General features: G+C 62.3%; 24 protein-coding genes. 12 read left to right on the forward strand and 12 right to left on the reverse strand.

The window, feature by feature from the left end; genetic code table 11:
* Positions 1-18 precede the first annotated feature (18 nt).
* Positions 19-1,398: an aminotransferase gene (locus NKH73_RS26025; RefSeq protein ID WP_352937258.1), complete on the forward strand. Its 1,380-nt coding sequence runs from the start codon at positions 19-21 to the stop codon at positions 1,396-1,398.
* Between the two features lie 22 nt (positions 1,399-1,420).
* Here NKH73_RS26025 and NKH73_RS26030 read toward each other — a convergent pair whose 3' ends face one another.
* From NKH73_RS26030 to NKH73_RS26060, 7 genes are all read right to left on the reverse strand, one after another.
* A complete protein-coding gene (locus tag NKH73_RS26030; RefSeq protein ID WP_352937260.1) occupies positions 1,421-3,088 on the reverse strand; it encodes a N,N-dimethylformamidase beta subunit family domain-containing protein in 1,668 nt (555 codons plus the stop codon).
* Positions 3,089-3,155: 67 nt separating this feature from the next.
* Positions 3,156-4,001 (reverse strand): SMP-30/gluconolactonase/LRE family protein, encoded by an 846-nt coding sequence (locus NKH73_RS26035; protein ID WP_352937262.1) that lies wholly within the window; start codon positions 3,999-4,001, stop codon positions 3,156-3,158.
* A gap of 20 nt (positions 4,002-4,021) precedes the next feature.
* Complete coding sequence (locus NKH73_RS26040; RefSeq protein WP_352937264.1) at positions 4,022-5,041, reverse strand: ABC transporter ATP-binding protein; 1,020 nt, start codon at positions 5,039-5,041, stop codon at positions 4,022-4,024.
* Positions 5,042-5,044: 3 nt separating this feature from the next.
* Entirely contained in the window at positions 5,045-6,028 is a 984-nt protein-coding gene (locus NKH73_RS26045; protein WP_502894147.1) for an ABC transporter ATP-binding protein, read from the reverse strand.
* A complete protein-coding gene (locus NKH73_RS26050) occupies positions 6,028-6,813 on the reverse strand; it encodes an ABC transporter permease (protein ID WP_352937344.1) in 786 nt (261 codons plus the stop codon). Before NKH73_RS26050 ends, NKH73_RS26045 begins: the two co-directional genes overlap by 1 nt.
* Before the next feature lie 47 nt (positions 6,814-6,860).
* On the reverse strand, positions 6,861-7,874 hold the full coding sequence (locus tag NKH73_RS26055) for an ABC transporter permease (protein ID WP_352937268.1): 1,014 nt from the start codon (positions 7,872-7,874) through the stop codon (positions 6,861-6,863).
* A 27-nt stretch (positions 7,875-7,901) separates the two neighbouring features.
* Entirely contained in the window at positions 7,902-9,434 is a 1,533-nt protein-coding gene (locus tag NKH73_RS26060) for an ABC transporter substrate-binding protein (RefSeq protein ID WP_352937269.1), read from the reverse strand.
* A gap of 212 nt (positions 9,435-9,646) precedes the next feature.
* On the opposite strand from NKH73_RS26060, the gene NKH73_RS26065 reads away from it, so the two are divergent.
* The 3 genes from NKH73_RS26065 to NKH73_RS26075 are packed head-to-tail and all read left to right on the forward strand — an operon-like array spanning position 9,647 to position 12,095.
* A complete protein-coding gene (locus tag NKH73_RS26065; protein ID WP_352937271.1) occupies positions 9,647-10,429 on the forward strand; it encodes a transketolase in 783 nt (260 codons plus the stop codon).
* Entirely contained in the window at positions 10,426-11,418 is a 993-nt protein-coding gene (locus NKH73_RS26070) for a transketolase family protein (protein WP_352937272.1), read from the forward strand. Before NKH73_RS26065 ends, NKH73_RS26070 begins: the two co-directional genes overlap by 4 nt.
* A complete protein-coding gene (locus NKH73_RS26075) occupies positions 11,415-12,095 on the forward strand; it encodes a GntR family transcriptional regulator (RefSeq protein ID WP_352937273.1) in 681 nt (226 codons plus the stop codon). Before NKH73_RS26070 ends, NKH73_RS26075 begins: the two co-directional genes overlap by 4 nt.
* A 5-nt stretch (positions 12,096-12,100) precedes the next feature.
* On the opposite strand, the gene NKH73_RS26080 is transcribed toward NKH73_RS26075, so the two are convergent.
* The 5 genes from NKH73_RS26080 to otnK form a co-directional block, all read right to left on the reverse strand.
* Positions 12,101-13,402, reverse strand: a complete 1,302-nt coding sequence (locus NKH73_RS26080; protein WP_352937274.1) for an aspartate aminotransferase family protein — start codon at positions 13,400-13,402, stop codon at positions 12,101-12,103.
* Between the two features lie 27 nt (positions 13,403-13,429).
* Positions 13,430-14,152: a GntR family transcriptional regulator gene (locus tag NKH73_RS26085; protein ID WP_352937275.1), complete on the reverse strand. Its 723-nt coding sequence runs from the start codon at positions 14,150-14,152 to the stop codon at positions 13,430-13,432.
* 123 nt (positions 14,153-14,275) lie between these two features.
* On the reverse strand, positions 14,276-15,064 hold the full coding sequence (locus NKH73_RS26090) for a shikimate dehydrogenase family protein (protein WP_352937276.1): 789 nt from the start codon (positions 15,062-15,064) through the stop codon (positions 14,276-14,278).
* A 30-nt stretch (positions 15,065-15,094) separates the two neighbouring features.
* A complete protein-coding gene (locus NKH73_RS26095; RefSeq protein ID WP_352937277.1) occupies positions 15,095-15,745 on the reverse strand; it encodes a class II aldolase/adducin family protein in 651 nt (216 codons plus the stop codon).
* Complete coding sequence (gene otnK, locus NKH73_RS26100) at positions 15,746-17,026, reverse strand: 3-oxo-tetronate kinase (RefSeq protein WP_352937278.1); 1,281 nt, start codon at positions 17,024-17,026, stop codon at positions 15,746-15,748. It lies immediately after the preceding gene.
* Between the two features lie 157 nt (positions 17,027-17,183).
* On the opposite strand from otnK, the gene NKH73_RS26105 reads away from it, so the two are divergent.
* From NKH73_RS26105 to NKH73_RS26140, 8 genes are all read left to right on the forward strand, one after another.
* Positions 17,184-18,410 (forward strand): aminotransferase class III-fold pyridoxal phosphate-dependent enzyme, encoded by a 1,227-nt coding sequence (locus NKH73_RS26105; protein ID WP_352937280.1) that lies wholly within the window; start codon positions 17,184-17,186, stop codon positions 18,408-18,410.
* Positions 18,411-18,496: 86 nt separating this feature from the next.
* Positions 18,497-19,378, forward strand: coding sequence for a transketolase (locus NKH73_RS26110; protein WP_352937281.1), 882 nt, complete (start codon positions 18,497-18,499; stop codon positions 19,376-19,378).
* The gene (locus tag NKH73_RS26115) at positions 19,378-20,427 is read left to right on the forward strand and encodes a transketolase family protein (protein WP_352937283.1); all 1,050 of its coding nucleotides are present in this window, start codon (positions 19,378-19,380) and stop codon (positions 20,425-20,427) included. Before NKH73_RS26110 ends, NKH73_RS26115 begins: the two co-directional genes overlap by 1 nt.
* A 90-nt stretch (positions 20,428-20,517) precedes the next feature.
* Positions 20,518-22,113: an ABC transporter substrate-binding protein gene (locus tag NKH73_RS26120; protein ID WP_352937284.1), complete on the forward strand. Its 1,596-nt coding sequence runs from the start codon at positions 20,518-20,520 to the stop codon at positions 22,111-22,113.
* Between the two features lie 27 nt (positions 22,114-22,140).
* Positions 22,141-23,169 carry an ABC transporter permease gene (locus NKH73_RS26125; protein ID WP_352937285.1) on the forward strand — a complete coding sequence of 343 codons (1,029 nt, stop codon included), beginning with the start codon at positions 22,141-22,143 and terminating at the stop codon, positions 23,167-23,169.
* Between the two features lie 26 nt (positions 23,170-23,195).
* Positions 23,196-24,008, forward strand: coding sequence for an ABC transporter permease (locus NKH73_RS26130; RefSeq protein ID WP_502894146.1), 813 nt, complete (start codon positions 23,196-23,198; stop codon positions 24,006-24,008).
* The gene (locus NKH73_RS26135; protein WP_352937288.1) at positions 24,005-25,015 is read left to right on the forward strand and encodes an ABC transporter ATP-binding protein; all 1,011 of its coding nucleotides are present in this window, start codon (positions 24,005-24,007) and stop codon (positions 25,013-25,015) included. The genes NKH73_RS26130 and NKH73_RS26135 overlap by 4 nt, the downstream gene beginning before the upstream one ends.
* Positions 25,015-26,079, forward strand: a complete 1,065-nt coding sequence (locus tag NKH73_RS26140; protein ID WP_352937289.1) for an ABC transporter ATP-binding protein — start codon at positions 25,015-25,017, stop codon at positions 26,077-26,079. Before NKH73_RS26135 ends, NKH73_RS26140 begins: the two co-directional genes overlap by 1 nt.
* Positions 26,080-26,106: the final 27 nt, after the last annotated feature.

Below are 26,106 nucleotides of genomic sequence, written 5' to 3' on the forward strand. Positions count from 1 at the left end.
AGCTTGACGGAGGCTTTCATGGTGCTTTCCAACGCTTCGGCCGACCTCGAAGACGCCGACAAACGTTTTCATTTCCATTCCCAGACAGACCCGGCGCGGCACGCCGAGACCGGCCCGCTGATGATCGTGCGCGGCGAGGGCCCGCATGTGATCGACATCGACGGCAGGAAGTATCTGGACGCGGTGGCGTCCCTGTGGTGCGCGAGCCTGGGCTTCAGCAATGCGCGGCTGGCCGCGGCCGGTGCTGCGGCGCTGGAGACGCTGCCCGTCTATCATACCTTCAACCATCGCTCGAATCCCTTCGTGGCCGAATTGGCAGCAGAGTTGGCGACAATTGTTCCGATTCCGGGCGGGCGGATGTTCTTCACCGACGGCGGCTCGGAGGCCGTCGACACCATGGTCAAGATGGCTTGGTACTACCATTCGGCGATCGGGCAGCCCGAACGGCGCAAGATCATAGCCAGAACCGGAGCCTTTCACGGGTCGACGGTGATGGCGGCGCGGATCAGCGGTCTCCCGGCGATGCACAAATCCTTCAACCTGCCCGACTGCAACGTAATCCATACCGCCCGGCCGCACTATTATCGGGACGCATTGGAAGGCGAGACGCAGGCCGATTTTTCCGCACGCTTGGCGCGCGAGCTCGATGCCCTCATCCTTACGGAAGGACCCGAAACCATCGCCGCCTTCATTGCCGAACCGGTGATGGGCGCGGGCGGGGTCATCGTGCCGCCAGAAGGCTATTTTCCAGCAATTCACGAAGTGGTCAAACGACACGGAATACTCTACCTGTCCGATGAAATCATCTGCGGATTTGGACGGACGGGAAGCTGGTTCGGCTGCGAGACCTTTGGCGTCCAGCCCGACCTCATGTCGATAGCCAAAGGCCTTTCCTCGGGTTATGCGCCGATCGGCGGCGTGGTGGTTTCAGCGCCGGTGTTCGAGGCAATTTCCGAGGAAAGCGGCCGCAACGGCCTGTTCAGTCACGGCTTTACCTATTCTGGCCATCCGGTTTCCGCCGCTATCTCCGTCGAAGCCTTGCGTATCTACAAGGAGATGGATCTCCCGGCAGTATCGAGGTCGCTCGGGCGTAAGCTTGCCGAAGGCCTCCAGCGGATCGCATCGCACCCGCTGGTGGGAGACGTACGCTCGGTAGGCTTCATCGGTGGAGTCGAGCTTGTCGCCGACAAGGCGACGCGGCAATCGTTCCCGGCCGAACTCAAGGTCGGCGCCATGGTCGAGCGCAGGACGCGCGCGCATGATCTGATCGTGCGCAATGTTGGCGACGTCATCGCCATCTGTCCGCCCTACATCGTCACCGAAGACGAGGTAGAATTTCTCGTTGCCCGCCTCGCGCGCGCGCTGGACGACGTGCACGCCGAGTTGCAGACCGGGTAGAGCGACCAAAGCCGACCTGAATTCATCCCTGGATGAATCGGTCGAGCACATTGCGGGTGATCCGCTGCGTGAACGGATCGCCGCGTTTCAGGCCCATGACCCATTCGCAGGTTGCGGCCGTCACCACTTCGCCTTTGCCGCGGGTCATGTGCACCATCATGCCCGACCCGTATTTGTAGCGCGCCAAGCCTTCCGGCGTGACCTCGCCCGTCACGCATTTGACGAGGCCTTCATGATCGCTGCTGCGCACATAGTAGCGAAAGCCTTCGCCATCCGGCTCGTCTTCGGCCAGCACGGCAGGCGCCATGGCAAGTATCTGGATCGTCTCCGGCTGCCCTTCGACCGGCACCGGGTAGGGCAGGCCATGGCGAAACGTATAGTCGAGCCCATCGACTTCGTAGGCGAATATGCGCTCCTTGTCGCCGAAGATGTCGGCATAGTGGAGGCCGGTGCCTTCAAAGACCCAATGCTCGGGCCGGTAGACGGTAAAACCTTTCTGACCGTGCGGGGCGAAGCCGCCCCAGGACGCATAGACACCATGCAGGCCGTTAACGCCAACCGTGGAGGCACCGGGCCAGCGCACGTCCTTGTCTTCCCACGCGGTGGTGAGCAAATGCGCATTCTCGGTCCCACTGACTGGATCGTCGTCGATCGCCTTGAACTTGTAGCAATGCTGGCTCTTGCCATCGTCCTCCAGCCTGATCTGCCAGAGGAAATTCGCGCCGAACCGCGCCAGGTGGCCGCCGCGATCGATATAGGATTCGATCGCAACACGCATTTCGCGGGTCCAGTATTCGTCGTGGCCGACGATCGTCACGCATGGATAGGCATCGAGAAGTTCCGGACGGTAATGCAGGTCCGTCTGCGTGATCATGTCGAGCGCATAGCCTTCTTTCTCGGCCCAGAGCACGAAATGCCGGTCGAACTGCGCCCAGCCGGCGGCCGCATAGTATTGGCCGAAGCCGTTGGCAAAGGCCCATTCCTTCATTGGATAGCGGGGCGCGTCGCCCATCTCCGGCAGTGGATCGGCGCAGATGCGCGGCGCGCCGGCCGGCAGCCAGACGATGCCGCGCGTCCACGGACGCTGCGTGCTCAGTACCGGCGACGGCAGATTGCGCTCGGGCCCGACTATGCCGAAATAATGATTGGCGCCGCCAAAGTCGTTGTAGGCGGTCCACGTGCCGGTCGGCAGCACCATCAAAATCCTGGCGCGGCGGGTCTTCTCCGTCGGCCGCACGACAAAGAAATGATGCTGGACGAATTTGCCGCCATTCGCCCGCGCGCACGTGGAGACCACGCGGTAGAAGCCAGAGCGCAGATCATTCGGCAGCTGCCAGCGATGGCTGACCGGCCAGCCGCAACCGTTGCGGTAGGCAGCCTCTGGGGTCGGCGAGAATACGCCCTCGATGGCTTCCGCCTTGTAGACGGTCTCGGGCTCGAAGCCGTCGCGGTAGATTTCGAGCGTCCAGTTCGGAGCTGTGCTGCTTGAGTGAAAAACCACCTCGTCGCCGGGATCATAAGATATCGCGTCGGTGTAGCTGTAGACCTCGGGCAGCGCCGGGTCGTCATGCGGGGCTTCGTACCAGGGCTTGCTGTGCCAATGGTCGTCCGCATGCATGGGCCGCGCGACGCGCGGCGCGATATTGAGGGAGCCCAGTTCGGGGGGGAGAAAGGGGGCGCTTGTCGACATACGATATCCCTAGTGTTGGATGCGGGAGCCTCAAAGGCCGCACACATCGGATCGTGGAAACCATCGCTTACAGCCCGTATGAAACGAGCTGGCCTGGAAGGCCAAGCGTTACCCAGAGCCTACCGTCATGGACGCAGCAATTGGTGGGATCGCTGCCGGGACCGGTTTCGATCATGTCGAGCACGCGTCCGGCCATATCGAGGATTGCGATCTGGTCACCGCCGCTACCGGTGAGAAAAAGGCGGTCCTCGTGGAACACCATGCCATCGGGGTTGAAGCTCTCACCCAGCCGGCACCACTCCTCCATCGCACCGACGCGCCCGTGGTCCCAGGGAAAACGCACGACCCTGTGCTCCATGGTGATGCCGACCAGCAACGAGCCGTCCGGGTGGAAGACCAGGCCGTTCGGGAATCCGGTCATCGGCGCCAACAGGCGCACCTTTGCGTCGGCGCCCACGGCAAGCAGCTGGCCGCCATGGTAGGCTCCATCGTCGACCCCAAGCACTTCCCAGTTCTGCGGGTCGGTGAAGATGATTTCACCCTCCGGGGAGAAGACCAGGTCGTTTGGTCGCGACGGCTTTGCGCCGGGCAGATCGACCGCGACATCGCTCCAACTCCCATCTGACTTCACACATTGGATGCAGCCGGGGATCTGCGGATCGGTGTAGTTGAGCTGTTCCAGCGAGAGCGGCGCGATGCCACCATTGTTAGCGATGTACAGGTTGTTGTCGCTGCCGAGACGCATGCCGTTTGGGGCGCCCGGCAGCGTGGCGAGTTCGCGCACATGGCCGTCGCGGAACGCCCTGACCTTGGCGTGCAGCAGATCGACGAAGGCGATCGATCCATCCGCGAGCGCCACCGGTCCCTCGGGAAACCCTAATCCGGTCGCGTGGATTTCCTGCTTCCAGCTCATCGTTTTAGTCTCCCTACCGGCTACGCCGCCGCCTCGCCCTTGCGTGCCCGGCCGATCTCGACCCCTATCGCCGCCGTCTCGTCCGGCGCGAGATGGCAGGCAACGAGACGCCCGTCCTCGACGGCGCGAAACGGCGGCTCAATTAGCCGGCAAATGTCGCGCGCCAGATGGCAACGCGGATGAAAACGGCAGCCGGACGGCACATTGGCGGGGTTCGGCGGATCGCCCTGGAGCACGATGCGCTTCCAGCCTCGCTGTCGGCGCGCGGCAAGCGTCGGCGCCGCCGACAGCAGCGCCTGCGTGTACGGGTGCAGCGGCCGCGCCATGATCTGGTCGGCAGGCCCCTGTTCGATGATCGTGCCGAGATACATCACCGCGATCCGGTCGGCGACATGGCCGATCACGTCGAGGTCGTGCGAAATGATGAGATAAGAGATTTTCCGCTTGCGTTGGATAAACAGCAGCAGATTGACGATCTGCGCCTGGATCGATGGATCAAGCGCCGATGTCGGCTCGTCGGCGACAATGATTTCCGGCTCGAGCGCCAGTGCGCGGGCAATCGCGATGCGCTGAAGCTGGCCGCCGGAAAACTGCGGCGGCAGCTTCTGTATGTCTGTATTCTCCATACCGACGAAGGAAAGAAGCTCGCGTATGCGCGCCGGCATTCCGGTTCCGAGCCGGATGCCATGGGTGTCGAAGGGCTCCCGCATGATCTCGGCAATGGTCATACGCGAATTCAGCGAGGCGAGCGGATCCTGGAATACCGCTTGCAGGCGGCGGCGAACCGGGAGCATTTGCCGGCCGTTCATCCCGGTGATATCGGCGCCGTCGAAAAGGATTCGGCCGGCCGTCGGGTTGAGCAGTTTCAGCGCCAGCCGCGCGAGGGTCGACTTGCCACAGCCGCTCTCTCCGACCAGCCCCACCGTCTCGCCCTTGTTGACCGCGAGCGACACGCCGGCGACGGCCTGTACGTCGCGCTTGCCGCCACGCTTTTGCGTGAATGTCTTGGCGATGTTTTCGAGTTCGAGAAGCGCCGCCATGGCTCAGGCCTCGACCAGCGATGCGGCGTCTGCGGACGCGATCGGGTGATGACAGGCAAGCTGGACATCGCCGAACGGCCGCTTCGGTGGCTCGGTGGTGCGGCAGTCATCCTGAACCATCGGGCAACGCGGATGAAACCGGCAGGCCGACGGAAAAGCGCCCAATCCCGGTGCGACACCGACAATGGCATTGAGGTCGTGCTTCGGCGTTGCCTCAGAGATCATCGCGCTGGCCATCAGCGCGGCCGTATAGGGGTGCGCCGGCCGCCGCATGATGGAATCAGCAGGGCCGATTTCTGCGATCCTGCCGGCATACATGACGAGGATCCGGTTCGCGACCTCCGCCACGACGCCCATGTCATGGGTGATCAGGATGATGGTGAGGTCCATCTCGCGCTTGAGTTCGGCCAGCAACTCCAGCATCTGAGCTTTGATCGTGACATCCAGCGCCGTCGTCGGCTCGTCGGCGATCAGCAGGCTGGGTCCGGCGGCCAGCGCCATGGCGATCATGGCGCGCTGGCGCATGCCGCCGCTGATCTCATGCGGATAGGCGCTGGCGACACGCACCGGGTCGGGGATACGGACACGGTCCAACATTTCCACGGCCCTCTTGGCCGCATCGGCTCGATTGGCGAGACCATGCGCCGTCAGCGCCTCGGCAATCTGATTTCCAATTGGCCAGACCGGATTGAGCGAGCCGAGAGGGTCCTGGTAGATGAGCCCAATCTCACGCCCGCGCGTCTTGCGCAGTTCGGCGTCGGGGCGGTTGAGCAATTCACGGCCCTTGAAACGGATCGAGCCGGATACGAAGGACGTCTGCGGCTGCAGACCTGCGATCGACATACCGGTCAGCGACTTGCCCGAGCCCGATTCGCCGATGATCACGAACGTCTCACCCTGCTCGACATCGAAGGAAATACGATCGACCGCATTGAGTTCGCCGCCCGGGCGGCGAAAGCCGATAGCCAGGTCACGCACCGACAGGATCATCCGCCGCGCCTCGATGCCAGCGCGTCGCCGATCAGGGAGAAGGCTGTCGCAGTGATCATGATCATCGTGCCGGGGAAGACCAAATACCACCAGGCCGAACCAAAATAGGAGCGCGAGTCGCGGATCAGCAAGCCCCATTCCGGAGTCGGCGAATTCGCCCCAAGGCCAAGGAAGGAGAGCGCGGTGACGGCAACCAGCGCGTAGCCGATGTCTGTCGTCACGCGGACATTTACCTCCTGCGCGACGAAAGGAATGATGTGGCGGCGCAGGATGGTCAGATCTGAGACCCCGAGGGCGCGTGCGGCTTCGACATGCGGGCGCTCGCGCAGCCGCAGCACCTCGCCGCGCACCAGACGGGCGTAGCCCGGCCACCAGATGATGGCGAGCGACAGCGCGACGCTGTCGAGGCCACGCCCGATGGAAGCAGCGACTGCGAGCGCCAAGACCAGGGCGGGAAAACCAAAGAACAAATCGACGATGCGCATGAGGAGATTGTCGACCCAGCCCCGCGCCATGCCGGAGACCGCGCCATAGACCACGCCGAACAGGGCAGAGGCGAAGACGATGGCGACCGCCACGCCGAGCGAATAACGGGTGCCGTAGACGACGCGTGAAAAGATGTCGCGGCCGCCCTCGTCGGTGCCGAACCAATGCGCCAGGCTCGGCGGCTTGAGGCGATCGGCCATAGCCAGCGCGACCGGATCGTGCGGGGCGATCAAGCCGGGCAGCAGTGTGAACGCTGCCAATACCACCACCACCAGCAGCGCCAGCGGCGTTAGAATGCCTTTAGGGCGCGCAAGCCGGTGGCGCTTGAATTCGGTCGAAACGCTCACGAGCCGACACTCTGTACGCGTGGGTCGATGATCGGGTAGAGCAAGTCCATAACGAGGTTGATGATGACGAAGCCGGCTGTCGATACGATGGCCAGCGCGATTACCGGCGAGTAGTCGAACACCTGGAACGACTGGTAGGCGTAGAGGCCAATGCCGGGCCAGTCAAAGATCACCTCGACGAGGATAACCCAGCTTATCATATAGCCGAACTGCATGGTCGTAGCGGTGAGGATGGGGCTTAACGCATTGCGCAGCATGTGTTTGTAAAGGATCGTTCGCGGACCCAGTCCCTTGCCGCGCGCGGTTCGGACATAGAGCCGGCTCTGCTCCTGGATGAGCGCCGCGCGCGACAGCCGCGTGCCCACGGCGAGCAAGTTCACGACGATCGTCAGGGACGGCAGAACGAGATGTTTCACGCTGCCGGCAAAGGCCGAGAGGCTACCCGCGAGCAAGGAGTCAACCAGCATCAAGCCGGTGACGACAGGCGGCGCCGACTCTCGTATCGGAAACCGTGCGCCAAGCGGCAGCCAGTGAAGCTTGTAGAAAAAGAAGAACTGCAAGGTCATGCCGAGCCAGAACACGGGTATGCCAGTGCCGATCATGGTCATGAGGCGAATGAACCCGTCAACCATCCCGCCCGGCTTCTTGGCAGCTAGTACGGCAAGTGAAAAACTCGCCCCGAGATAGATGACGAAGCTGACCAGCAGAAGCTCGATGGTCGCCGGGAGATATTGCGCGAGATCGGCGCTGACGCTGCGCCTCGTACGGATGGAATCGCCGAGATCGCCCCGCACCAGCCCGGCCATGTAGGACACGAACTGCTCGGCCATCGGGCGATCGAGCCCGTGTTCGGTCCTGATCCGCTGCACCGTCGCCTCGGACGCATTCTGGCCGGCCAGGAAGGCGGCAGGATCGGCGGGAACGACGCGGCTGAGGAAGAAAGTGATGACCGCGACCGCCAGGAGCACGAGCACCCCCCAAGCCAGTCGCTTCATCAAGAAATTCATCATGCCCGTGTCGCTCCGATCATGCTCAGCCTATTCTTTGCTGTACAGTTCCCAGAAGCGGGCGTTGATGTATTCGGCCGGATCGATGCGATAGCCGCCGATGCGGTCGGGCTCCGGAACAACGGTCTTGGGCCGTGCCGTCCAGATGATGGCGTGGGCGTCCACGACGATTTCCGCGGCCTGCTTCAGAAGCACGGCACGCTCAGCGGGATCTTCGATGGTGGGCAATTTGGCCACGAGATCCTGAAGCCCCTGATCGAAGAACTTCCCGGAATTGTAGAAGCCGCCCTTGAGATAATGCGCTGAGAAGAACTTTGTCGCGTCCTGCGGACTCAAATTGGCATTGCCGAGGATGAAGCAATTGCTCTTGTCGGTCTTGATGGCGGTAATCGCCTCGACAAAGGGGGCTTCCTCGATCTCGACCGTGACGCCGATCTGGGCCGCCGACGATTGAAGAACCGTGGCCGCGAAGCGGAACTCCGGGAAGCCGGCTGGAACCGAGCATTTCATCGTCGCGTTCGCCAGGCCGGATGCCGCGAGGGCCGCCTTCGCCGCATCGAGGTCGGTCTTGATTTCCGGCGCGCTCTTTTCCGGGCTGCCGGGGAACCATGCCGGTATCGGTCCGCGACCGACTTCGGCCCTGCCCTGAAAGGACTGAACCATGGCGTTGTAATCGAACGCCTTCACCAGCGCGTTGCGGAAGTCCTTGTTGTTGGTCGGCGCGAGATCCATGTTCAAATAGATGGCAGGCCAAGCCCAAAGGTTGTTGCCTTCGATCATGTGGAAGCCGCTGGTTCCGCCGATGCGCAGCGCCTCGTCGAGCGGCACGAAATTGGCGAGATCGAATTCGCCGCCTTCAAGTCCACGCGCCCGGTTGGCACCGTCAGCTACAAAGCGGTCGAGCACACGGTCGAACGGCTTCGCCGGGAATTTGCCCCACCATTTATCATTGCGCTTGAGCTCGATTTGGGTGCCGCGAGTCCAGGCGACGAAGGCGTAGGGACCGGTTCCGTTGGCGTTCTCGCTGAACCAGGCCTCGCCCAGATCGTCTTTGTGCTTGGCGACGTCCTCGTCGGCGATCATTTCGATACGACTAAGATTAGATGCCAGGAACACAGTCGGCGCCTTGGTCTCGATCCTGACCGTCTTAGGGTCGACGACCGTCACGCTGGCGATGTCGTCGACCAGATAGGCCTGCCCCTGACCGATCTTGAGCAGCCGGTCGAGTGTCGCCTTGACATCGTTGGCGTCGAAGGGGCTGCCGTCATGGAAGGTCACGCCCTCGCGCAGCGTGAAGGTCCAGGCAGCGCCTTCCTGCTTCCATTGGGTGGCGAGCGCCGGCAAGAGCTTCGATGGATCATCGAGATCGAAATCGACAAGGCGGTCATAGACATTGCGGGTGACCGTAAACTCCCAATTCACATTGGCCTTGGCAGGATCGATCGTGCTGGGCTCGCCGGCATCGGCGTAGACGAAGGTAGCAGGATCCTGGGCAAAGGCCGATGCAGCGATGAATGTCGACGTCAGAAGGGTTAGAGCCGTTCCCATGACTTTGGAGAGCATTTTCATCTTCATCCCTCTTTTTTTATTCAGCCCAGCCGGGCTTGGCTTGCTGCCACATATATCATATATGATACCACTATCAGCAGCCTTGCAAGCGAATTTCGTACCGGAGGTTTATGGGAATGAGTTCATCGCCGAGCCTCGCGAATGGGCTATCGGAGGCCGAAACACGCCGCCTCAAGGAGCTCTCCCTGTTTGTCCGGACAGAGACTGTGCGACTGATTTCGATCGCCAAAGTCGGTCACTATTCCTCGGTTTTCTCCTGCGCCGAAATTTTCGCCGTTCTTTACGGCGGGGTCATGCGGCTCACGCGTGCCGAGCCTAAGTGGCCCGACCGCGACCGCTTCCTGATGGGCAAAGGCCATGCGGCGGTCGGGCTCTTTCCGCTGCTGGCCGAGTGGGACTTCTTCCCAAAGGAATGGCTCGATAGCTATACACGTCTTGGCAGCCCGCTCGGCGATCACCCCGACATGCGCAAGGTGCCGGGCGTCGACTTCAGTTCCGGCTCGATCGGCCACGCCCTGTCGGCCGGCGTCGGCATGGCGCTTGGCGGTCGGCTCAACGGCCAGGATTTCGACGTCTATGTGCTCCTCGGCGATGGCGAGATGCAGGAGGGCCAGGTCTGGGCCGCAGCGATGTCGGCCGCCCACCACCGGCTCAGCCATCTGGTGGCGATCGTCGACCGCAATCGCTACCAGCTCGACGGCACGGTCGAGGACGTCATCAACATCGAACCGCTCGCCGACAAATGGCGCAGCTTCGGCTGGGACGTGCATGAGGTCGACGGCCATGACGTTGAGGCCCTGACGCTGCTTTTGCGACGGCTGAAGTCCGAGCAGGTACGCGAAAAGCCGGCCTGCATCATTGCCCATACGGTGAAGGGCAAGGGCGTTGGCTTCATGGAAGCTGAACCGGGCTGGCATCTCGGTTTTCTCGCGCCGAGCGACGAAGAGAAGGTCCTGGCCGAAATCAGGGCGAGAGGAGGCTTGCAATGAGCGAGGCGCTCGATCCCGGAAGCTGGCAGTATCGCGGACTGAACGCACGCGCGCCGAGCCTTTCAGTGCTTGCCGACACGCTGAACGAACTCGCCGCCGAAGGTCGCCCGGTCGTCGCAGTGACGGCCGACCTGCAATATTCCAATGGACTGATCGGCTTTGCCCGCAGATATCCGGAGCGCCTGTTCCAGTTCGGCATTTCCGAACAGAATATGGTGTCTGCCGCCGCAGGCTTGGCGACGACCGGACACATGCCATTTGCCGCGACCTTCGCGTCATTCCTGGCGCTGCTCTGCTGCGAGCAGATCCGTACCGACATCGCTTATTCGGCTCTGCCTGTCCGGCTGATCGGCCATCATGCCGGGATCAGCCTCGGCTTCTACGGCACCTCGCATCACGCCACCGAAGACCTGGCGATCATGCGCAGCATTGCCGATCTGACCGTGGTCTCGCCGGCCGACGGGGCGCAGTTCGCTGCCGCCATCCGTGCATCGATGACCTGGCCGGAGCCGATCTACTTCCGCATCGCACGCGGGCATGATCCAGTCGTCTACGATAGACCGGCGCTGTTCGAGTTCGGCAAGGCTGTGATCCATCACGAGGGCGCCGACCTCACCATTATCGCCTGCGGCTCGATGGTGCATCCGTCGCTGGACGCGGTGCGCGCATTGCGGGCGGGCGGGCGCGACGTCGGCTTCATCGACATGCACACGATAAAGCCGCTCGACCGGGACGCCGTTATCGCTGCAGCGCGACGTTCACGCTGCCTGATGACCGTCGAGGAGCACAATGTGCTCGGCGGCCTTGGAGGCGCGGTCGCCGAGGTGCTTGGTGACATCGGCGGCGCACCGCGCCTGGTGCGTCATGGCATCATGGACGAGTACAGCCTGATCGCACCGCCGACGCATCTCTATGCCCATTATAGGCTGGATGCTAAGGGTATCGAATCATATGCGATCGAGACCATGTCGAATCGGGGACCTTCGTGAGCATCAAGCCGCTTGCCACCGACAATCTCTCGACCCGGGCCTACACGTCGATCCGCGCCGCCTTGATCGACGGCGATTTTGCACCCGGCGAGCGGCTCGTCATCTACGACATCGCCGAACGTCTCGGCACCAGCGTCACCCCGGTGCGGGAGGCATGCCTTCGCCTGGTCAGCGAACAGGGGCTGGAGATCCGCTCGGGCCGGTTCCTGACAGTGCCCGATCTCGATCTGGGGCGCTATCTGGAAATTCGCAAGATACGGATCGCGCTCGAGGGCCTGGCGACCAGGGAGGGCGCGATCAATGCCACGCCGCAATATGTTGAACGGCTGGCCGACTGCCATGCGCGGTTCGTCAAGGCGAGCCGTGCGCATGACAATTTCAACTCGATCCGGCTCAATCGCGAATTCCACTTCGGGGTCTACCAGCTTTGCAACATGAAAATGCTGCTCGGACAGATCGAGAACCTATGGGTTTCCATGGGACCGATCCTGAAGGTCTATTACCGTGAACATGCTGACGACCACTATCTGGGCGCCGAGGAGCATGTGAACGTGATGGCGGCTCTCGAAAGGCGCGACGGCGCCGCTGCAAGCGAAGCGCTTGTGGGCGATATTGAGCGCGGCGGCGAAGGCATCCTCGCCTATCTCGGCGCCCGGCCGCTTGCCGCCGTCTCCTGACGGCTTTAGCGCCGCGCTATCAGTCGCTCCAATATACTGTCGATGACACCGAGCGATTCATCAAGAATCTCGGGCGTGTGTGCGAGCGAGAGATAAAGCCGCTTCAACGGCAGCGGCTGGCCTATCAAGCGGTGCTCGATCATCTTCTGGCGGAAAGCGAGGTCAAGCGCGTCGTCATTGCGCAGCAAATCGTCGTAGCGGCTGTAGGCGCCCGAGAAGAAATACAGCAGCCACACCGATCCGAAGCCGGCGCTCTGGGCTTCGAGGCCATGCCGCAAAGCGATCGCATCCAAGCCCTTTCGCATGTGCATGCCGAGCGCCGACAACCGTTCGTACGTGCCTTGCTTCGACAATTCCTCGATGGTCGCCAGTACCGCCGCGAGGCTCGATGGCGTTCCGTTGAAGGTGCCGCCCATGAACACCGACCCTTTCCCGGTGCGGCCAACGCATTCCATGATGTCGCGGCGGCCGGCGACGATGCCGACCGGATAACCGGAGCCGGCCGCCTTGCCGAAGGTGGCCAGGTCGGGCGTGACGCCACAGATTGATTGGTAGCCGCCCAAAGCATGACGGAAGCCCGTGATCACCTCATCGAAGATCAGCACGACCTCTTGCTCCCGCGTGATCGTGCGCAGGTCCGACAGAAAAGCATCGGTGCCGATCACCGAACCGATATTATGAGCAATCGGCTCGACGATAATCGCCGCGACCTCACCGGGATTGGCCTTCAGATAGGCCTCAACAGCGCCTGCGTCGTTGTAGGGCAGGACGATTGTGTGGCGCGCCGTCTCTTCCATGATCCCGTCGCACAAGGGATCGTAGCGGCCAATCGCGCCGGATTCGGACTGGACGTTCATGGCGACGGCGTCATGCCAGCCGTGATAGCCGCCCTGGAATTTTATCACCTTCTTGCGACCCGTGAAGGCGCGGGCGATCCTCAGCGCATGGAAGGTCGCCTCCGAACCGCTGCTGCAGAGCGACACAAGTTCGGCGCAGGGAATATTGCGAGCGATGACCTCGCAAGTTTCAACCTCCAGCTGGGTGATGCCGGCGCCGATCAGGTCGATGTCATGCGATACGGCATGAACCCGCGCGGCGATCGCCGGATGGCAGTGGCCGAGCACATTTGCGCCGAAACCACAGTGAAAATCAGTGTAGCGGTTCCCATCCGCATCGAAGAGATAGCAGCCGGAAGCGCGGGTAAAGGCGATCGAGGCGCCAAGCTTGCGACTGGGGCTGAGGTGACCACCGGCCATGACCTTGCTTGCGCGCGCGGCAAGCGCCAGATTCCCGTCGCGGACATTCATTGGCTTCACCCTCTCATGGCACAACAGTCAGGCACGCTTGCGTCTCGTCGGGCGCGGAGTCTCTTCCCTGTCGAAGAAGTCCTTGCCCTCGATCTCGGTGATATAAGCGACGAATTTCCGGCCGCCTTCGATCAGATCCTGCTCAAAGGCCTTGCGCAGGGCCTTCTTGTCGCGCGCCTTCAATGCGCTCAAGACATTGAGATGCTGATGCTGGCCGTCGTAGGTCGGATGGCCGTGCGGATAGAGAAAGGTCAGCAGCGGGCCGATCTGGATCCACAGCCTTTCCAGCATCTCGATCAGATGCGGCATCTGCGACTTATGGTAGACGGAAAAATGAAAATCGTAATTCGCTTGCAAGGCGGCCGGATAGTCTTTCGTCCGCTCCGCCTCGACAAGCCTGTCATGGGTCGCCGACAATTGCTCGATGAACGAATCGTCGATGTGCGGCAGGGCTTGCTGGGCCGCATAAGGTTCGAGAAGCAGGCGGATATCCCTGATCTCGAGATATTCCTTCAGGTTGACCCGGCGCACGCGGATGTAATAGCCCGGTTTCATCTCGAGCGCGCCATCCTTGACCAATTGGAACAGCGCCTCGCGCACAGGCGTCTCGCTGGTTCCGAGACTTTGCGCCAGGTCGCGAATCTTGAGGCGGTCGCCAGGGTGGAACCGCGCCGACATCAATTGCTGGCGCAGCCGCAGATAGATCTGGGACGACAGGCTCGTCGTCTGGATTTCGCTCAATTCCGCCATCGTTGTCCTCGAACCGGTCTCGGCATCCAATCGGCTTGCCGACCAAACCGTCGTTCCGTCAAGCGTGGTTGCCGATATTAACGGCCCATCCACCGGCAATCCCAAAAAAATCCGAGCCTTGGCTCATGCGCGAAGAAAATCGGTGACGAGGTTCATCTGCTGGTCGAGCATGATCTTGCCGCCGATTGTTTTACAGCCGCGCTCCGAGGCCCTGGCAAGCAAACGCGTGACCAGAGGGGTCATGATGATGTCGGCCACCACGGTTGCAGGCGCCAGCCGATCGATATCGACGGGTATGGGATCATCTTCTTTCATGCCAACCGAGGTGGTGTTGACGATAACGTCGAAATCCTCGGCAGCGGCAGGTCCCGCCGTCACATCGCACTTCGGATAGTGCGCGGCAATGGCCTCCGCCAGTGCCTGGCCCTTTCCGCCATCGCGATTGCTGATGCGAAGCTTGCCGGCTCCGGCCTCGGCGAGCGCAAAGGCGACCGCTCGTCCCGCACCTCCGGCTCCAATCTGGAGGATGCGTTTGCCAGCGGGGTCAACGTCGTTGAGACGCAAGCCGGCGACGAAACCGAGACCATCGGTGTTGTGGCCGATGAGGCGGCCGTCCTCGTCGCGGCGCGTGAAGTTCACCGCCCCGACATTTTTCGCATTCGGCGTGAGTTCATCGAGAAAACGCATCACCTCGATCTTGTGCGGAATTGTCGTGCCGAAACCGATGACGTTTCGCATGCGACGGATCGCGGCGACGACCCCGTTAAGGTCTTCGGGAGTAACATGCAGCGGCGAAGCGGCGACGTTCTTGCCAATGGATTTGAAATGCGCGTTCAAAACAGCTGGGGCGCGAACATGCCCGATTGGATGCGCAAGCACGAACATGATTTTTGTCTGGCCGGTGATTTGCAAGCTGGTCCTCCACTGAGCCCTAGCCGGCCATCAGCCTGGCAGCAGCCCAATCCCGTAATTGCCGTAGCGCGCGCCTACCCTTGCCATCTCCTCAGCCGGCAGCAGCACGGGCTCGCCCGCCTGCAGCGCCAGAAGGTATTGCCTCGCCAGCGTTTCCAGCTTGACGGTCGCATTGAAGGCTGCGTCGAGCGTCTTGCCCATCGCGATCATACCGTGATTGGCAAGGAGGCAGGCGGTCCGGTTCTGCAGCGCCTCGACCGCCGAGGCAGCCAGATCGGCGGTTCCGAATGTCGCATAGCGCGCGCATCTAATGTCCTCCCCGCCGAAACCCGCGACCATGTAGTGGAAGGCCGGGATCGGTTTGCGCAGGCATGAGAGTGCCACGCAGGCATCGGCATGCGTGTGGATGACGGCATTGGCGGCAGGAAAGGCGCCAAGGATCGAGACGTGCATGTGCCATTCGCTGGAAGGAACCCCTTCGCCCGCGACGCTTCCGTCATAGTCGATCTGAACCAGGCGATCGGCACTCATGTTGCCGCTATTGCCGCCGGTCGGCGTGATCAGAATCCCATTGCCGGCGCGGCAACTGACGTTTCCCGTGCTGACATGATTGAAGCCCTTGTCCTCCAATCGACGGACGACCGACAAGATGGATTGCTTCAATTCATTCTGGTCGCTCATCTAATTTCCCGCATTCTTCATCGACTCCAGCGTTGGGAGGAACATTTCGACGGGGCCGAGCTTGCCGGATTTGAGGCAAAGCGCGATTGGCCTTTCCTCCTCTGTCGTGGCGCGGGCGATCCCTGGACCCTGATACGATCCGATGCGCAAGCGGTCGATGCCGAGCCGCTCGACGATCGTCCCGGATGTCTCGCCGCCGGCGACGACGAAGCGGCGAACGCCTGCTTCGCGCAAGCGGATCGCCAAGCCGCCGAGTATGGCTTCCGCCAGATGTGCTGCACCGTCGCGGCCATATTTTTCCTGCGCGATACGGACGTCTTCATTTGACGCGGAGGTGGCCAAGGCCACTGGACCGCTTTCGAGATGTTTGCCCGCCCAAGACAGCGCAGCGCCTATCGCACCTTCGGCGCTCTCGATTTTTGTAATGTCGATGCGATACACCGGTCTGGACTGCTCAAAGGCGGCGAGCTGTTCGAGCGTGCGCTCGGCGCAACTGCCCGATAATACCACCCCTGCTCCATCGACGGCCGGAAGATCCGGTTTTTGTCGTGCCTCGTCGAGCCAGCCGCGCTTCCGCCAAAGTGAGGGATAGTGCTGGGTGATCGGCGAGTTGCCGGTCATCACCTTCCAGTCGAGTGTAAGTGCCGCAATTGCGTCGAGGTCTTCCTCGTAGATGGCGTCGGCGATCATATGGCGAATACCCCGCTCGGCCAGGTCGTCGGCGTACTCACGAAGCGCTTGGAAATCGCCCCTGATAAAGCGATGCGGCAGCAGACCGACGCGCGACTTCGTCTGGCGTTGCAGAACGCGGACCAGGTCCGGATCGGTCATCGGGGTCAGCGGGTCGAGGCGCTTGGGCGATTCAGAGACGAGTTGGGACCCGACGAACAGGTGTCCGTTGAATACCGAGCGGCCGACTTCCGGCGCCGAAGGGCAAAAGGCGGTCCTCGTCTCGCCGGTCAGTTCAAGGAGCCGGTCGGCGACCGGACCGATATTGCCCTGGTCAGTCGAATCGAAAGTGGCGCAATATTTGAAAAAAAGCTGGCGAACGCCGACGGCGAGCAGCGCGCGTGCCGCGGCATCGGATTTTCCAACCGCATCGGGAGCCGGGATGACGCGCGTCTTCTGCGCGACCACCATGGCGGGCTGGAGCGGGATTTGAGCCACCATTTCGGGCCGGGTGACGAAGCCGACACCGACGCCGAGCGCGACCAGCATGGAAGCTGTCTCCATGCCGCCGGTAAGATCGTCGGCGATCACGCCAAAAATCGGTTGCATCATTCTCCACACTCTTACGAAGCGTAACCGTGGCGACCCGCGCTACGCTTGCCGTCAACTTGCAACGCATTGATACATGATATATCAAATCAGGCAATTGCCTTACAGCCGTGCCGGCGCAATTCCTTTGCCGGACGCAACAAAACCGGAGAAGACGCTGATGGACCAGCGGGTCACAGATGTGGATCGTGCCTTGCGCGCTCGGGCGGCCGCCGTCATCCCGGGGGGCATGTGGGGCCATCAGAATGCCGCGCGGCTGCCTGAGGGCTATCCCCAGTATTTTTCGCGTGCCGAAGGCTGCCGCACCTGGGACTCCAGAGGGCGCGAATATATCGACTTCATCTGCGGCTGGGGACCGATGATCCTCGGCTATAACGACCCGGACGTTGAGGCGGCGGCAACCGCCCAGCGAAATCGCGGCGACGCCATGAACGGACCTAGCGAGCGGCTGGTCGAACTGGCCGAACTCGTCGTCCAAACCGTGCCGCACGCCGACTGGGCGATGTTCTCCAAGAACGGCACCGACGCCACCACCGCTTGCGTCACCATCGCGCGTGCCGGCACCGGACGACGCAAGGTTCTGCTGGCAGGTGGCGCCTATCATGGGGCTATCCCGTGGTGCACGCCCTCCGTCGCCGGTGTGACCGAAGAGGATCGCGCCCACCTCATCTATTTCGACTACAACGATCCGGCGAGCCTCGATACGGCGGTCGAGCAGGCCAAGGGCGATCTCGCCGCCATCATGGTTTCCGCCTTCAAGCATGACCTCGGCAAGGAGCATATTCTGCCAACCGCCGAATTCGCCAAACGGGCGCGGGCACGCGCCGACGAAGCCGGCGCGGCGTTGATTGTCGATGACGTGCGAGCCGGCTTCAGGCTCGACATGGGCGGAAGCTGGGAACTGGTCGGCGTCAGGCCCGACCTCGCCGCCTGGAGCAAGGCGATCGCAAACGGGCACGCGCTTGCAGCGGTGACGGGCAATGACCGGTTCCGCGAGGCCGCCACAAAGATCTTCACGACCGGTTCGTTCTGGACCGCATCCGTGTCGATGGCGGCCGCCATAGCCACGATCAACAAGCTGGTAAGGAGCGACGCCATCGGCACCATGAAAGCGATGGGGCAACGGCTGCGCGACGGACTGGACGCGCAGGCAGAGCGCCATGGCCTCAAGTTGCGGCAGAGTGGCCCCGTGCAGATGCCGGTTGTCCTGTTCGAAGACGATGCCGACCGGCGTCTCGGCAACGCGTTCTGCCTGAATCTGCTCGAGCGGGGGGTCTACATGCATCCGGCGCACACGATGTTCCTTTCGGCCGCGCACACCAAGGCCGACATAGACGCCGCGCTGCAAGCGACGGATGAATCGCTTGCCGCCGTCGCGCGTCTCTAGGCAAGCCAATGTATGGCGCTGCGCGGCATTGACGCTGCCAGACGCGTGTGGTTTGATATATCATGTATCAGTTTGGAGGCTGAGGTTTGGATACTGACCGCCGGTCCGACCGTGGCCGCAACGTTTCGGAGGAATTTCTCGCGGACCGTGCGAAATTCATCCGACTGGAGACACTGCGCCTGACGCGTATCGCTGGCGCGGGTCACTATTCGAGTACGTTTTCGGCCGCCGAACTGTTCGCAGCGCTCTATTACACGCACCTCCGTTACGATCCAGGCAAGCCGAAATGGCCGGATCGCGATCGCTTCGTACTCAGCAAGGGCCACGCCGCGATCGGGCTCTATCCGGTTCTGGCCGATCTTGGTTTCTTCGATCCGAAGCTGCTCGACAATTTCACCAAACTGGGCAGCGCATTCGGCGACCACCCGGATATGAAGAAGATAGCCGGCATTGATTTTTCCTCCGGTTCTCTTGGGCACGGCCTGTCGATCGGCCTTGGAATGGCGCTCGCAGGACGGCTGCAGAAACGCGACTACCGAACCTATGTCATGCTCGGCGACGGCGAGCTCAATGAAGGCCAGATCTGGGAAGCCGCAATGGCGGCCGGCCATTACAAGCTGAGCGGTCTGGTCGCCATCGTCGACCGCAACCAGCTGTGCATCGACGGCCCGACGGAAGCGGTCATGTCGGTTGAGCCGATCCATGGGCGATTTGAGTCCTTCGGCTGGGATGTCCGCCGCATCGACGGGCATGACCTCAAAGCTATTCTAGCGGCGCTCGACGGGCTGGCGCCGGCCGGTCATGGCAAACCGCAGATGATCGTCGCCGACACGATCAAGGGCCGTGGCGTCAAGCATATGGAACTGTCGTTGAACTGGCATGTCGGCAATCTGGTCGGCGCCGACTACGACGACGCCTACAACGAGATCGCTTCCGGGCTGACACCCTATCAGGGGGAGGACGCGTGATGAGCACAGTGACGTCCAATGCCGGCCAGGACCAGAGCACGCTGTTTCGCGGCAGCGACACCGAAATCGCATTGAAGGACGAAAAGTCGGTACGCGGCACGCCGAACAAGCTCATGCCGGCGTTCATCCTCGGCGAAGAGCTCGCAGATCTGGCCGACCACGACGAACGTATCGTGGTAGCGACCGCCGATCTCGCCAATTCCAGCCGCACACGCGATTTCTATGCGCGTCACCCGGATCGCTTCATCGACTTCGGCATTGCCGAGCGCAACATGATCACCGCCGCCGCCGGCATGGCCTCGTGCGGCATGATCCCTTACGTAGCGACCTTCGCCTCGTTCTGCGCCATCCTCTGCGCCGAACCTATCCGGACCGACTGCGCCTATCCGCGCATGCCCGTGCGCATCATCGGCCACCATTCCGGCATCTCGATGGGTTTTTACGGCACCAGCCACCATTCGCTTGAAGACCTCGGCATGATGCGCAGCATCGCCGAACTCACAATCGTCTGCGCGGCGGATGCCAACCAGTTGCGCGCCATCCTGCGCGCGTCCGTGGACCATCCGGGCGCCATGTATATCCGGCTCGGCCGAGGACGCGATGCGGAGGTCTACTCCGAAGTGCCGAGCGATTTCCGTTTCGGCGAGGCAAAGATGCTGCGCGACGGAACCGACCTCACGATCATCGCGACCGGCTCGCAGATCCATGCCAGCCTCGCCGCAGCCGACGCGCTGGCCGCCGAAGGAAAGAGCGTCCGCGTTCTCGACATGCACACGATCAAGCCGCTCGACGTATCGGCCGTGCGCAAGGCTGCAGCCGATACGGGCGCTATCCTGACGGTTGAAGAGCACAACGTCATTGGCGGGCTGGGAAGCGCCGTTGCGGAAGTGATCGCCGGCGGACCGGCTGTGCGCTTCCAGCGCCACGGCGTCGTCGACGAATTCTCGCTGATCGGCCCGCCGGCGGCGCTTTACGCACATTACAGGCTTGACGCGGCCGGGGTCACGGCTGTGGCGCGGGAATTTCTCGCGGAAACGGGAACGGTTTGAAAAGAGCGGGATGAGACCCGCCAGACGGCGCCTGTCGGCTTGCGATCAGCGCAAGCCGAACGATCATCGATTTGCGAATGGGAGAATCCGATGGCACTGAATTTTCCAAAATTATTCCGACGGGCCGCGCTGGTGCTTACCGCCGCGACCGCGTTTCACACCGGCCCGCTTTTGGCTCAAGACCAACCATTGATCATTGCACGCCACCTGGAGATCAACTCACTCGATCCGAGCCGTGCCTTCTGCGACACCTGCCAGATTTATTTGAGCTCGGCCTATCAGGGCCTCGTCTCGCTCGCCGCCGACAACAAGTCGATCGAGCCGCTCCTGGCGACAAGCTGGGAGATCAACGCCGACCAGACCGTGTTCACCTTCAAGCTTGCTCCCAACTCGGTCTTTTCCGATGGCAGCCCGGTCGAATCGAAGGACGTCAAGTGGAGCTACGAACGGCTGAAGAACATCAAGGCCGACGCCTCCTTCATGATGTCGCTGGTCAAGTCCATCGACACGCCCGACCCGAAGACCGTGGTCGTCACGATGGAAAGCTCCAACTCCGAATTCATCGGCGTGCTGACCGCGCCCTATGCCGTAATCATCAACAGCGACGTCGCAGCTGCGGCGGGTGCCAAGGCTGATGCGGATGCGTCGACGACCGACACCGCGGAAGGCTGGTTCCTGGCCAATTCAGCCGGCAGCGGCCCCTATGTGCTGAAGTCTTATGCACCCGATGACGAGTTGCGCTTCGTCCGCAACGACAAATTCTGGGGCAAGGCGCCGGCAATCGGGGAGATTGTTATTGACGAAACCGCCGACGCGGTATCGCAGGCGCAGATGCTGCAAAGCGGTGCGGCCGACATCGCCATGCAGGTCGATCCGGACACGTCAAAAACGATCTCTTCGCCGGATGTGACGATCAAAACGGTGCCATCCTACAACTTCATCTACGTCATGTTCAGCCCCGGTGCCGAAGGCAACAAGGTTCCCCTGACGAAGGAAGTCCGCCAGGCGCTCGCCTACGCGATCGATTATGACGGCATCATCCAGTTCACGGTCGGCGGCGAAGGCAAGCCGCAGGCTTCGCCGATACCCAATGGCTTCCCGGGAACCGCCGATCTTCCGATGCCCAAGCAGGATCTGGAGAAGGCGAAATCGATGCTGGCCGCCGCCGGGCTGGCGGACGGGTTCGAGCTCGACGTCACCGTCGCGCAGCTCAACGTCTACGGTGTCGACCTCGTGCTCATGATGCAGAAGGTCCAGCAAGACCTGGCGCGGGTCAATGTGAAACTCAACATTCAGCCGGTGGCTTCCGCCGTCTGGCGCGAACAGGTCGCCAGCCCCGGCGTGCCTTTCTCGGCCCGCTTCTACGCGCCCGACTATTTCGGCTCGGCCCAGTACGTCCAGTTCTTCGGCATGATCCCGGATTCGTTCTGGCTGACCCGCGCCGGCCAGAAGGGCAAAGTCGATTTGCTCAATCAAAAGGAAACCGACCTGATGAAAAAGGCGATGGCGGCGTCGGACGCCGAACGCGACGGCGTCTATCATGAGATCGCGCTTCAAATGATCGAAGACAAGATCATTGTCCCTGTCGTCAGCCCAAACCTGGTGCTAGCCTACCGCAGCAACATCGAGGGCGTTCGTTATTCCGCCTGCTGCAACCTTCCGCTGTCAGAGCTCAGCCGCAAATAGGCGAGGTTCGCACTCAGAGGCATCGCGATGGTCGGCTACATAGCAAGACGTCTGATCGCGATGCCGCTCCTGCTGCTCGGCGTTGTCACGCTGGCGTTTCTGCTGTCGCACTTCACCAATGCCGACCCGCTGACCTCGCTCATCGGCGAGCGGCAGATGCACAACGAGGCGGTGGTCGCCGCCGCAAAGACGCGCTGGGGCCTCGACCGCTCGCTGCCCGAACAGTATCTGATCTATCTGAAGAACCTGCTTTCCGGCGATTTCGGCACGTCGTTCCGCACCAAACGGCCGGTCTCCGAAGACCTGCTCAAGCGCCTGCCGGCGACGCTAGAACTGGTTATCGCGGCGATGCTGGTGGGCAGCATCAGCGGCATCACACTCGGCGTGTTGGCCGCCAATTTCCGCGACCGCCTGGCCGACCATTTCGCACGTCTTTTCGCGCTGCTGGGTGCATCAATCCCGGTATTCTGGTCGGGCCTCATCCTGCTCTACATCTTCTCCGTCAAATTCGGTTGGCTGCCGGGTCCGGGACGGATTGATCCTCGCTCCGAGGCGCCGCCCTTTGTCACGGGCATGTTCACGATCGACGCGCTGATTGCCGGCGACTTCGCCAAATTCGGCGATGCGCTGACGCACCTCATCCTGCCTGCGCTGGCGCTGGGCTGGACTGTGACCGGCATCGTCTCGCGCATGGTGCGCGGATCGATGCTCGATGTGCTCGGACAGGAATTCATCCTCGCCGCCCGTGCGAAAGGCGCCGGACGCATGCGCGTACTTTTAAACCACGCGCTGCGCAACGCGATCCTGCCGACGCTCACGATCCTTGGCTTCTCCTTCGCATATCTTATCACCGGAGCGATCCTGACCGAAACGATCTTCTCCTGGCCCGGCATCGGCTCCTATGCCGTGCAGGCGGCCCAAGGGCTGGACCATCCGGCCATCATCGGCGTTACCATCGTTGGCGGAGCGGCATTCCTGTTGACCAACCTCGTCACCGACCTCGCTTACCTGGCCGTCGATCCCAGGGTCAAACTCGGGTCGCGCGGGGCTGCATGAGTATTCAGGTGCATACGTTTGGATCCATGCGTCTGCCGCGCTGGGCAACAGCGCCCGTCATAATAGGCGGCGTCATCATCATCGCCTGGTTCATCGTCCTGCTCACGGCCCATTGGTGGGCGCCTTACGACCCGACCATGCTCGCCGGCAAGCGCTTCACGCCGCCCGACGCCGCGAATTGGCTCGGCACCGACGCGCTCGGCCGTGACGTGTTTTCGCGAACGCTCTACGGCGTGCGCCAATCGCTGCCTATCGCCTTGCTGGTCATCGTCTGCTCGGTGCTGATCGGCACCGCGCTGGGTGCGATAGCCGGCTTCGTCGGCGGGCTGCTCGACGAGGCCATCATGCGCTTCGTCGACGTGACGCTCTCCTTTCCGCCTATCCTGCTCGCCATGGCCGTCACCGCCTCGCTCGGACCCGGCCTCGGCAACGCCGCCATTGCCATGGTCGTCGTCTGGTGGCCGATCTACGCGAGGCTGATGCGCGCGCAGGTGCTCTCGGTGCGCGAGCGCGAGCATGTCGAAGCGGCGGTCGCCTCGGGCGCCAGTCCGCCGCGCATCTTGTTCAAGCATATTCTGCCGCTGTGCTGGAGCCCGGTGATCGTCAACGCGACCATGGATTTCGGCCAGATCGTGCTGCTTGCGGCGAGCCTCTCTTTCATTGGCCTGGGGGCTGTGCCACCAACTCCGGAATGGGGGCAGATGATCTCCGAGGGCGCATTGCATTTCTACCGCTGGTGGATCGCAGCCGGTCCCGGCATTGCCATCCTCAGCATCGTGCTCGGCTTCAATTTTCTCGGCGACGGCTTGCGCGACTATCTCGATCCGAGGTCGCGATGAGCAACGCCGCCCCCCTGCTCGCCGTCGAGCGTTTGAACGTCTCATTCGAAAGCCGCTCACGAACCTTGCTGCCCGCCGTTCGCGATGTCGACTTCACGATCGAGGACGGCGAAATCATGGGACTGGTCGGTGAGTCGGGATCTGGCAAGAGCGCGACCATGATGGCCGTCATGGGTCTGCTGCCGCCGCGTGCCCGCGTCACTGGCTCGGTAAAGTTTCGCGGAGCAGAACTGATCGGGCAAGCGGAGAGCTTCCTGCGCCGCTATCGGGGTGCACGAATCGGGATGATATTTCAGGACCCGATGACCACGCTCAATCCCCTGCTCACCGTCGGCGCACAGATCGCCGAGGCGGTACGGATCCATGACCGTTCCGTCAGCGCGCGCGCAGCCTTGCAGCGGGCGGTGCAGCTTCTCGATCTTGTTTCGATCCCCTCCCCCAGACAACGGGCCGGACAGTATCCGCATGAGTTTTCCGGCGGAATGCGCCAGCGTGCGGTGATCGCCATGGCAATGGCCAACGATCCGCAAATGCTGATCGCCGACGAGCCGACGACGGCGCTTGATGTGACGATCCAGGCGCAGATCATGGAATTGCTGCAGCGACTGTGCTCGGAAAGGCGAATGGGGCTGGTTCTGGTCACCCACGATCTCGGCGTCGTTGCCAGCGTCGCTAACAAGATCGCAGTGATGTATGCGGGACGCATCGTCGAGTGCGGCGAAGTTGCTGACGTCTTCAGGGCGCCGCGCCATCCTTATACGCGCGCGTTGCTGGACAGCCTGCCGCGGATCGAACAGCGCGTGGCGCGGCTGAGCGCCATTCCCGGCGCGCCGCCTTCGCTCGCTTTCCTGCCCAAAGGCTGCGCCTTTCATCCACGCTGCCGGCGGACGGTCGACATGTGCAAATACCAGGACCCCTTGCTGCGCCGGATCGGTCACGTCGATGTCGCCTGTCACTGCGCGGACGAGGTCTCTTCGCCGGTTCGGACAACGGGGGAGACCGTGTGATGGGGACGGCTCCTGCCATATCCTTGCCCGGAGATGTGGCGCCTGCCCAACCCGCGCTGCTCTCGGTGCGGGGCCTGGTGAAGGAATTCTCGACCGGCGGCAGCTTGCCTTTCTTCGGCGCCCCAACCCGCATCCAAGCGGTATCCGACATTTCGTTCGATCTCAGGCAGGGTGAAACGCTCGGCTTGGTCGGCGAGTCGGGTTGCGGCAAGTCGACGCTTGCGCGGTGTCTGGCACGACTGATCAAACCGACGCGCGGCAGCATCGTCTTTCGAGGCCGGGATATAGCAGGACTTTCGGAGGCCGAAATGCGTCCGCTGCGCAGAAACATCCAGTTCGTGTTCCAGAACCCGCACGCCTCGCTGCATCCCGGCATGATGGCCGGCGATATCATCGCCGAACCGCTGCGAATGCTGAAACTGTCAAAAGCGGAGACGCGAGAGCGGGTGGCGGAACTGCTCGACCTGGTGAAACTGGGACCGGAGCACGCCACGCGTTATCCGCACGAGTTCTCAGGCGGGCAACGCCAGCGCATCGGCATAGCACGCGCGCTCGCCGCAAAGCCGGATCTCGTAATCCTGGACGAGCCGGTCTCGGCGCTCGACGTGTCGATCCAGGCGGGAATCCTGAATCTGCTGAAGGAAATCCAGGAGATGACGCGAATATCTTACCTGTTCATCTCGCACGATCTCTCGGTGGTCCGTCATCTCTGCGACCGGGTGGCGGTAATGTATCTTGGCAAGATCGTGGAGCTTGCCGAGCGCGAGGAACTCTACGAAACGCCGCGCCACCCCTACACAAAGGCGCTGCTTTCGGCCGTTCCGCTGCACGACCCGGACCAGGAAAGGGCGCGCCGGCGCATCCTGCTCACCGGGGATGTGCCCAGCCCCGCCAGCCCGCCGGCCGGATGCCGGTTTCACACGCGCTGTTTCCAGCCTCTGCCGCTTTGTAGGGAGATCGAGCCGCCACTGGCCGAAGCCGAGGGTCATCGCCGTTTTGCCTGTCATAACCCGTTTGGGAACACCAAGGGGAACGCATTGCAGCAGCCGGCCGGCAGATTTTAGGCAACTGACGCCACCCACCATTTGGGG

The organism is Mesorhizobium sp. M0938 (assembly GCF_040319125.1).
GTDB classification, from domain to species: Bacteria; Pseudomonadota; Alphaproteobacteria; order Rhizobiales; family Rhizobiaceae; genus Mesorhizobium; species Mesorhizobium robiniae.

What these genes read in the sequence shown, in the direction of transcription:
- NKH73_RS26025 (WP_352937258.1), top strand. Translation starts at nt 19, where the DNA reads ATGGTGCTTTCCAACGCTTCGGCCGACCTCGAAGACGCCGACAAACGT.
- NKH73_RS26030 (WP_352937260.1), bottom strand. Translation starts at nt 3,088, where the DNA reads ATGTCGACAAGCGCCCCCTTTCTCCCCCCCGAACTGGGCTCCCTCAAT.
- NKH73_RS26035 (WP_352937262.1), bottom strand. Translation starts at nt 4,001, where the DNA reads ATGAGCTGGAAGCAGGAAATCCACGCGACCGGATTAGGGTTTCCCGAG.
- NKH73_RS26040 (WP_352937264.1), bottom strand. Translation starts at nt 5,041, where the DNA reads ATGGCGGCGCTTCTCGAACTCGAAAACATCGCCAAGACATTCACGCAA.
- NKH73_RS26055 (WP_352937268.1), bottom strand. Translation starts at nt 7,874, where the DNA reads ATGATGAATTTCTTGATGAAGCGACTGGCTTGGGGGGTGCTCGTGCTC.
- NKH73_RS26060 (WP_352937269.1), bottom strand. Translation starts at nt 9,434, where the DNA reads ATGCTCTCCAAAGTCATGGGAACGGCTCTAACCCTTCTGACGTCGACA.
- NKH73_RS26070 (WP_352937272.1), top strand. Translation starts at nt 10,426, where the DNA reads ATGAGCGAGGCGCTCGATCCCGGAAGCTGGCAGTATCGCGGACTGAAC.
- NKH73_RS26080 (WP_352937274.1), bottom strand. Translation starts at nt 13,402, where the DNA reads ATGAATGTCCGCGACGGGAATCTGGCGCTTGCCGCGCGCGCAAGCAAG.
- NKH73_RS26085 (WP_352937275.1), bottom strand. Translation starts at nt 14,152, where the DNA reads ATGGCGGAATTGAGCGAAATCCAGACGACGAGCCTGTCGTCCCAGATC.
- NKH73_RS26095 (WP_352937277.1), bottom strand. Translation starts at nt 15,745, where the DNA reads ATGAGCGACCAGAATGAATTGAAGCAATCCATCTTGTCGGTCGTCCGT.
- otnK (WP_352937278.1), bottom strand. Translation starts at nt 17,026, where the DNA reads ATGATGCAACCGATTTTTGGCGTGATCGCCGACGATCTTACCGGCGGC.
- NKH73_RS26105 (WP_352937280.1), top strand. Translation starts at nt 17,184, where the DNA reads ATGGACCAGCGGGTCACAGATGTGGATCGTGCCTTGCGCGCTCGGGCG.
- NKH73_RS26115 (WP_352937283.1), top strand. Translation starts at nt 19,378, where the DNA reads ATGAGCACAGTGACGTCCAATGCCGGCCAGGACCAGAGCACGCTGTTT.
- NKH73_RS26120 (WP_352937284.1), top strand. Translation starts at nt 20,518, where the DNA reads ATGGCACTGAATTTTCCAAAATTATTCCGACGGGCCGCGCTGGTGCTT.
- NKH73_RS26125 (WP_352937285.1), top strand. Translation starts at nt 22,141, where the DNA reads ATGGTCGGCTACATAGCAAGACGTCTGATCGCGATGCCGCTCCTGCTG.
- NKH73_RS26130 (WP_502894146.1), top strand. Translation starts at nt 23,196, where the DNA reads ATGCGTCTGCCGCGCTGGGCAACAGCGCCCGTCATAATAGGCGGCGTC.
- NKH73_RS26135 (WP_352937288.1), top strand. Translation starts at nt 24,005, where the DNA reads ATGAGCAACGCCGCCCCCCTGCTCGCCGTCGAGCGTTTGAACGTCTCA.
- NKH73_RS26140 (WP_352937289.1), top strand. Translation starts at nt 25,015, where the DNA reads ATGGGGACGGCTCCTGCCATATCCTTGCCCGGAGATGTGGCGCCTGCC.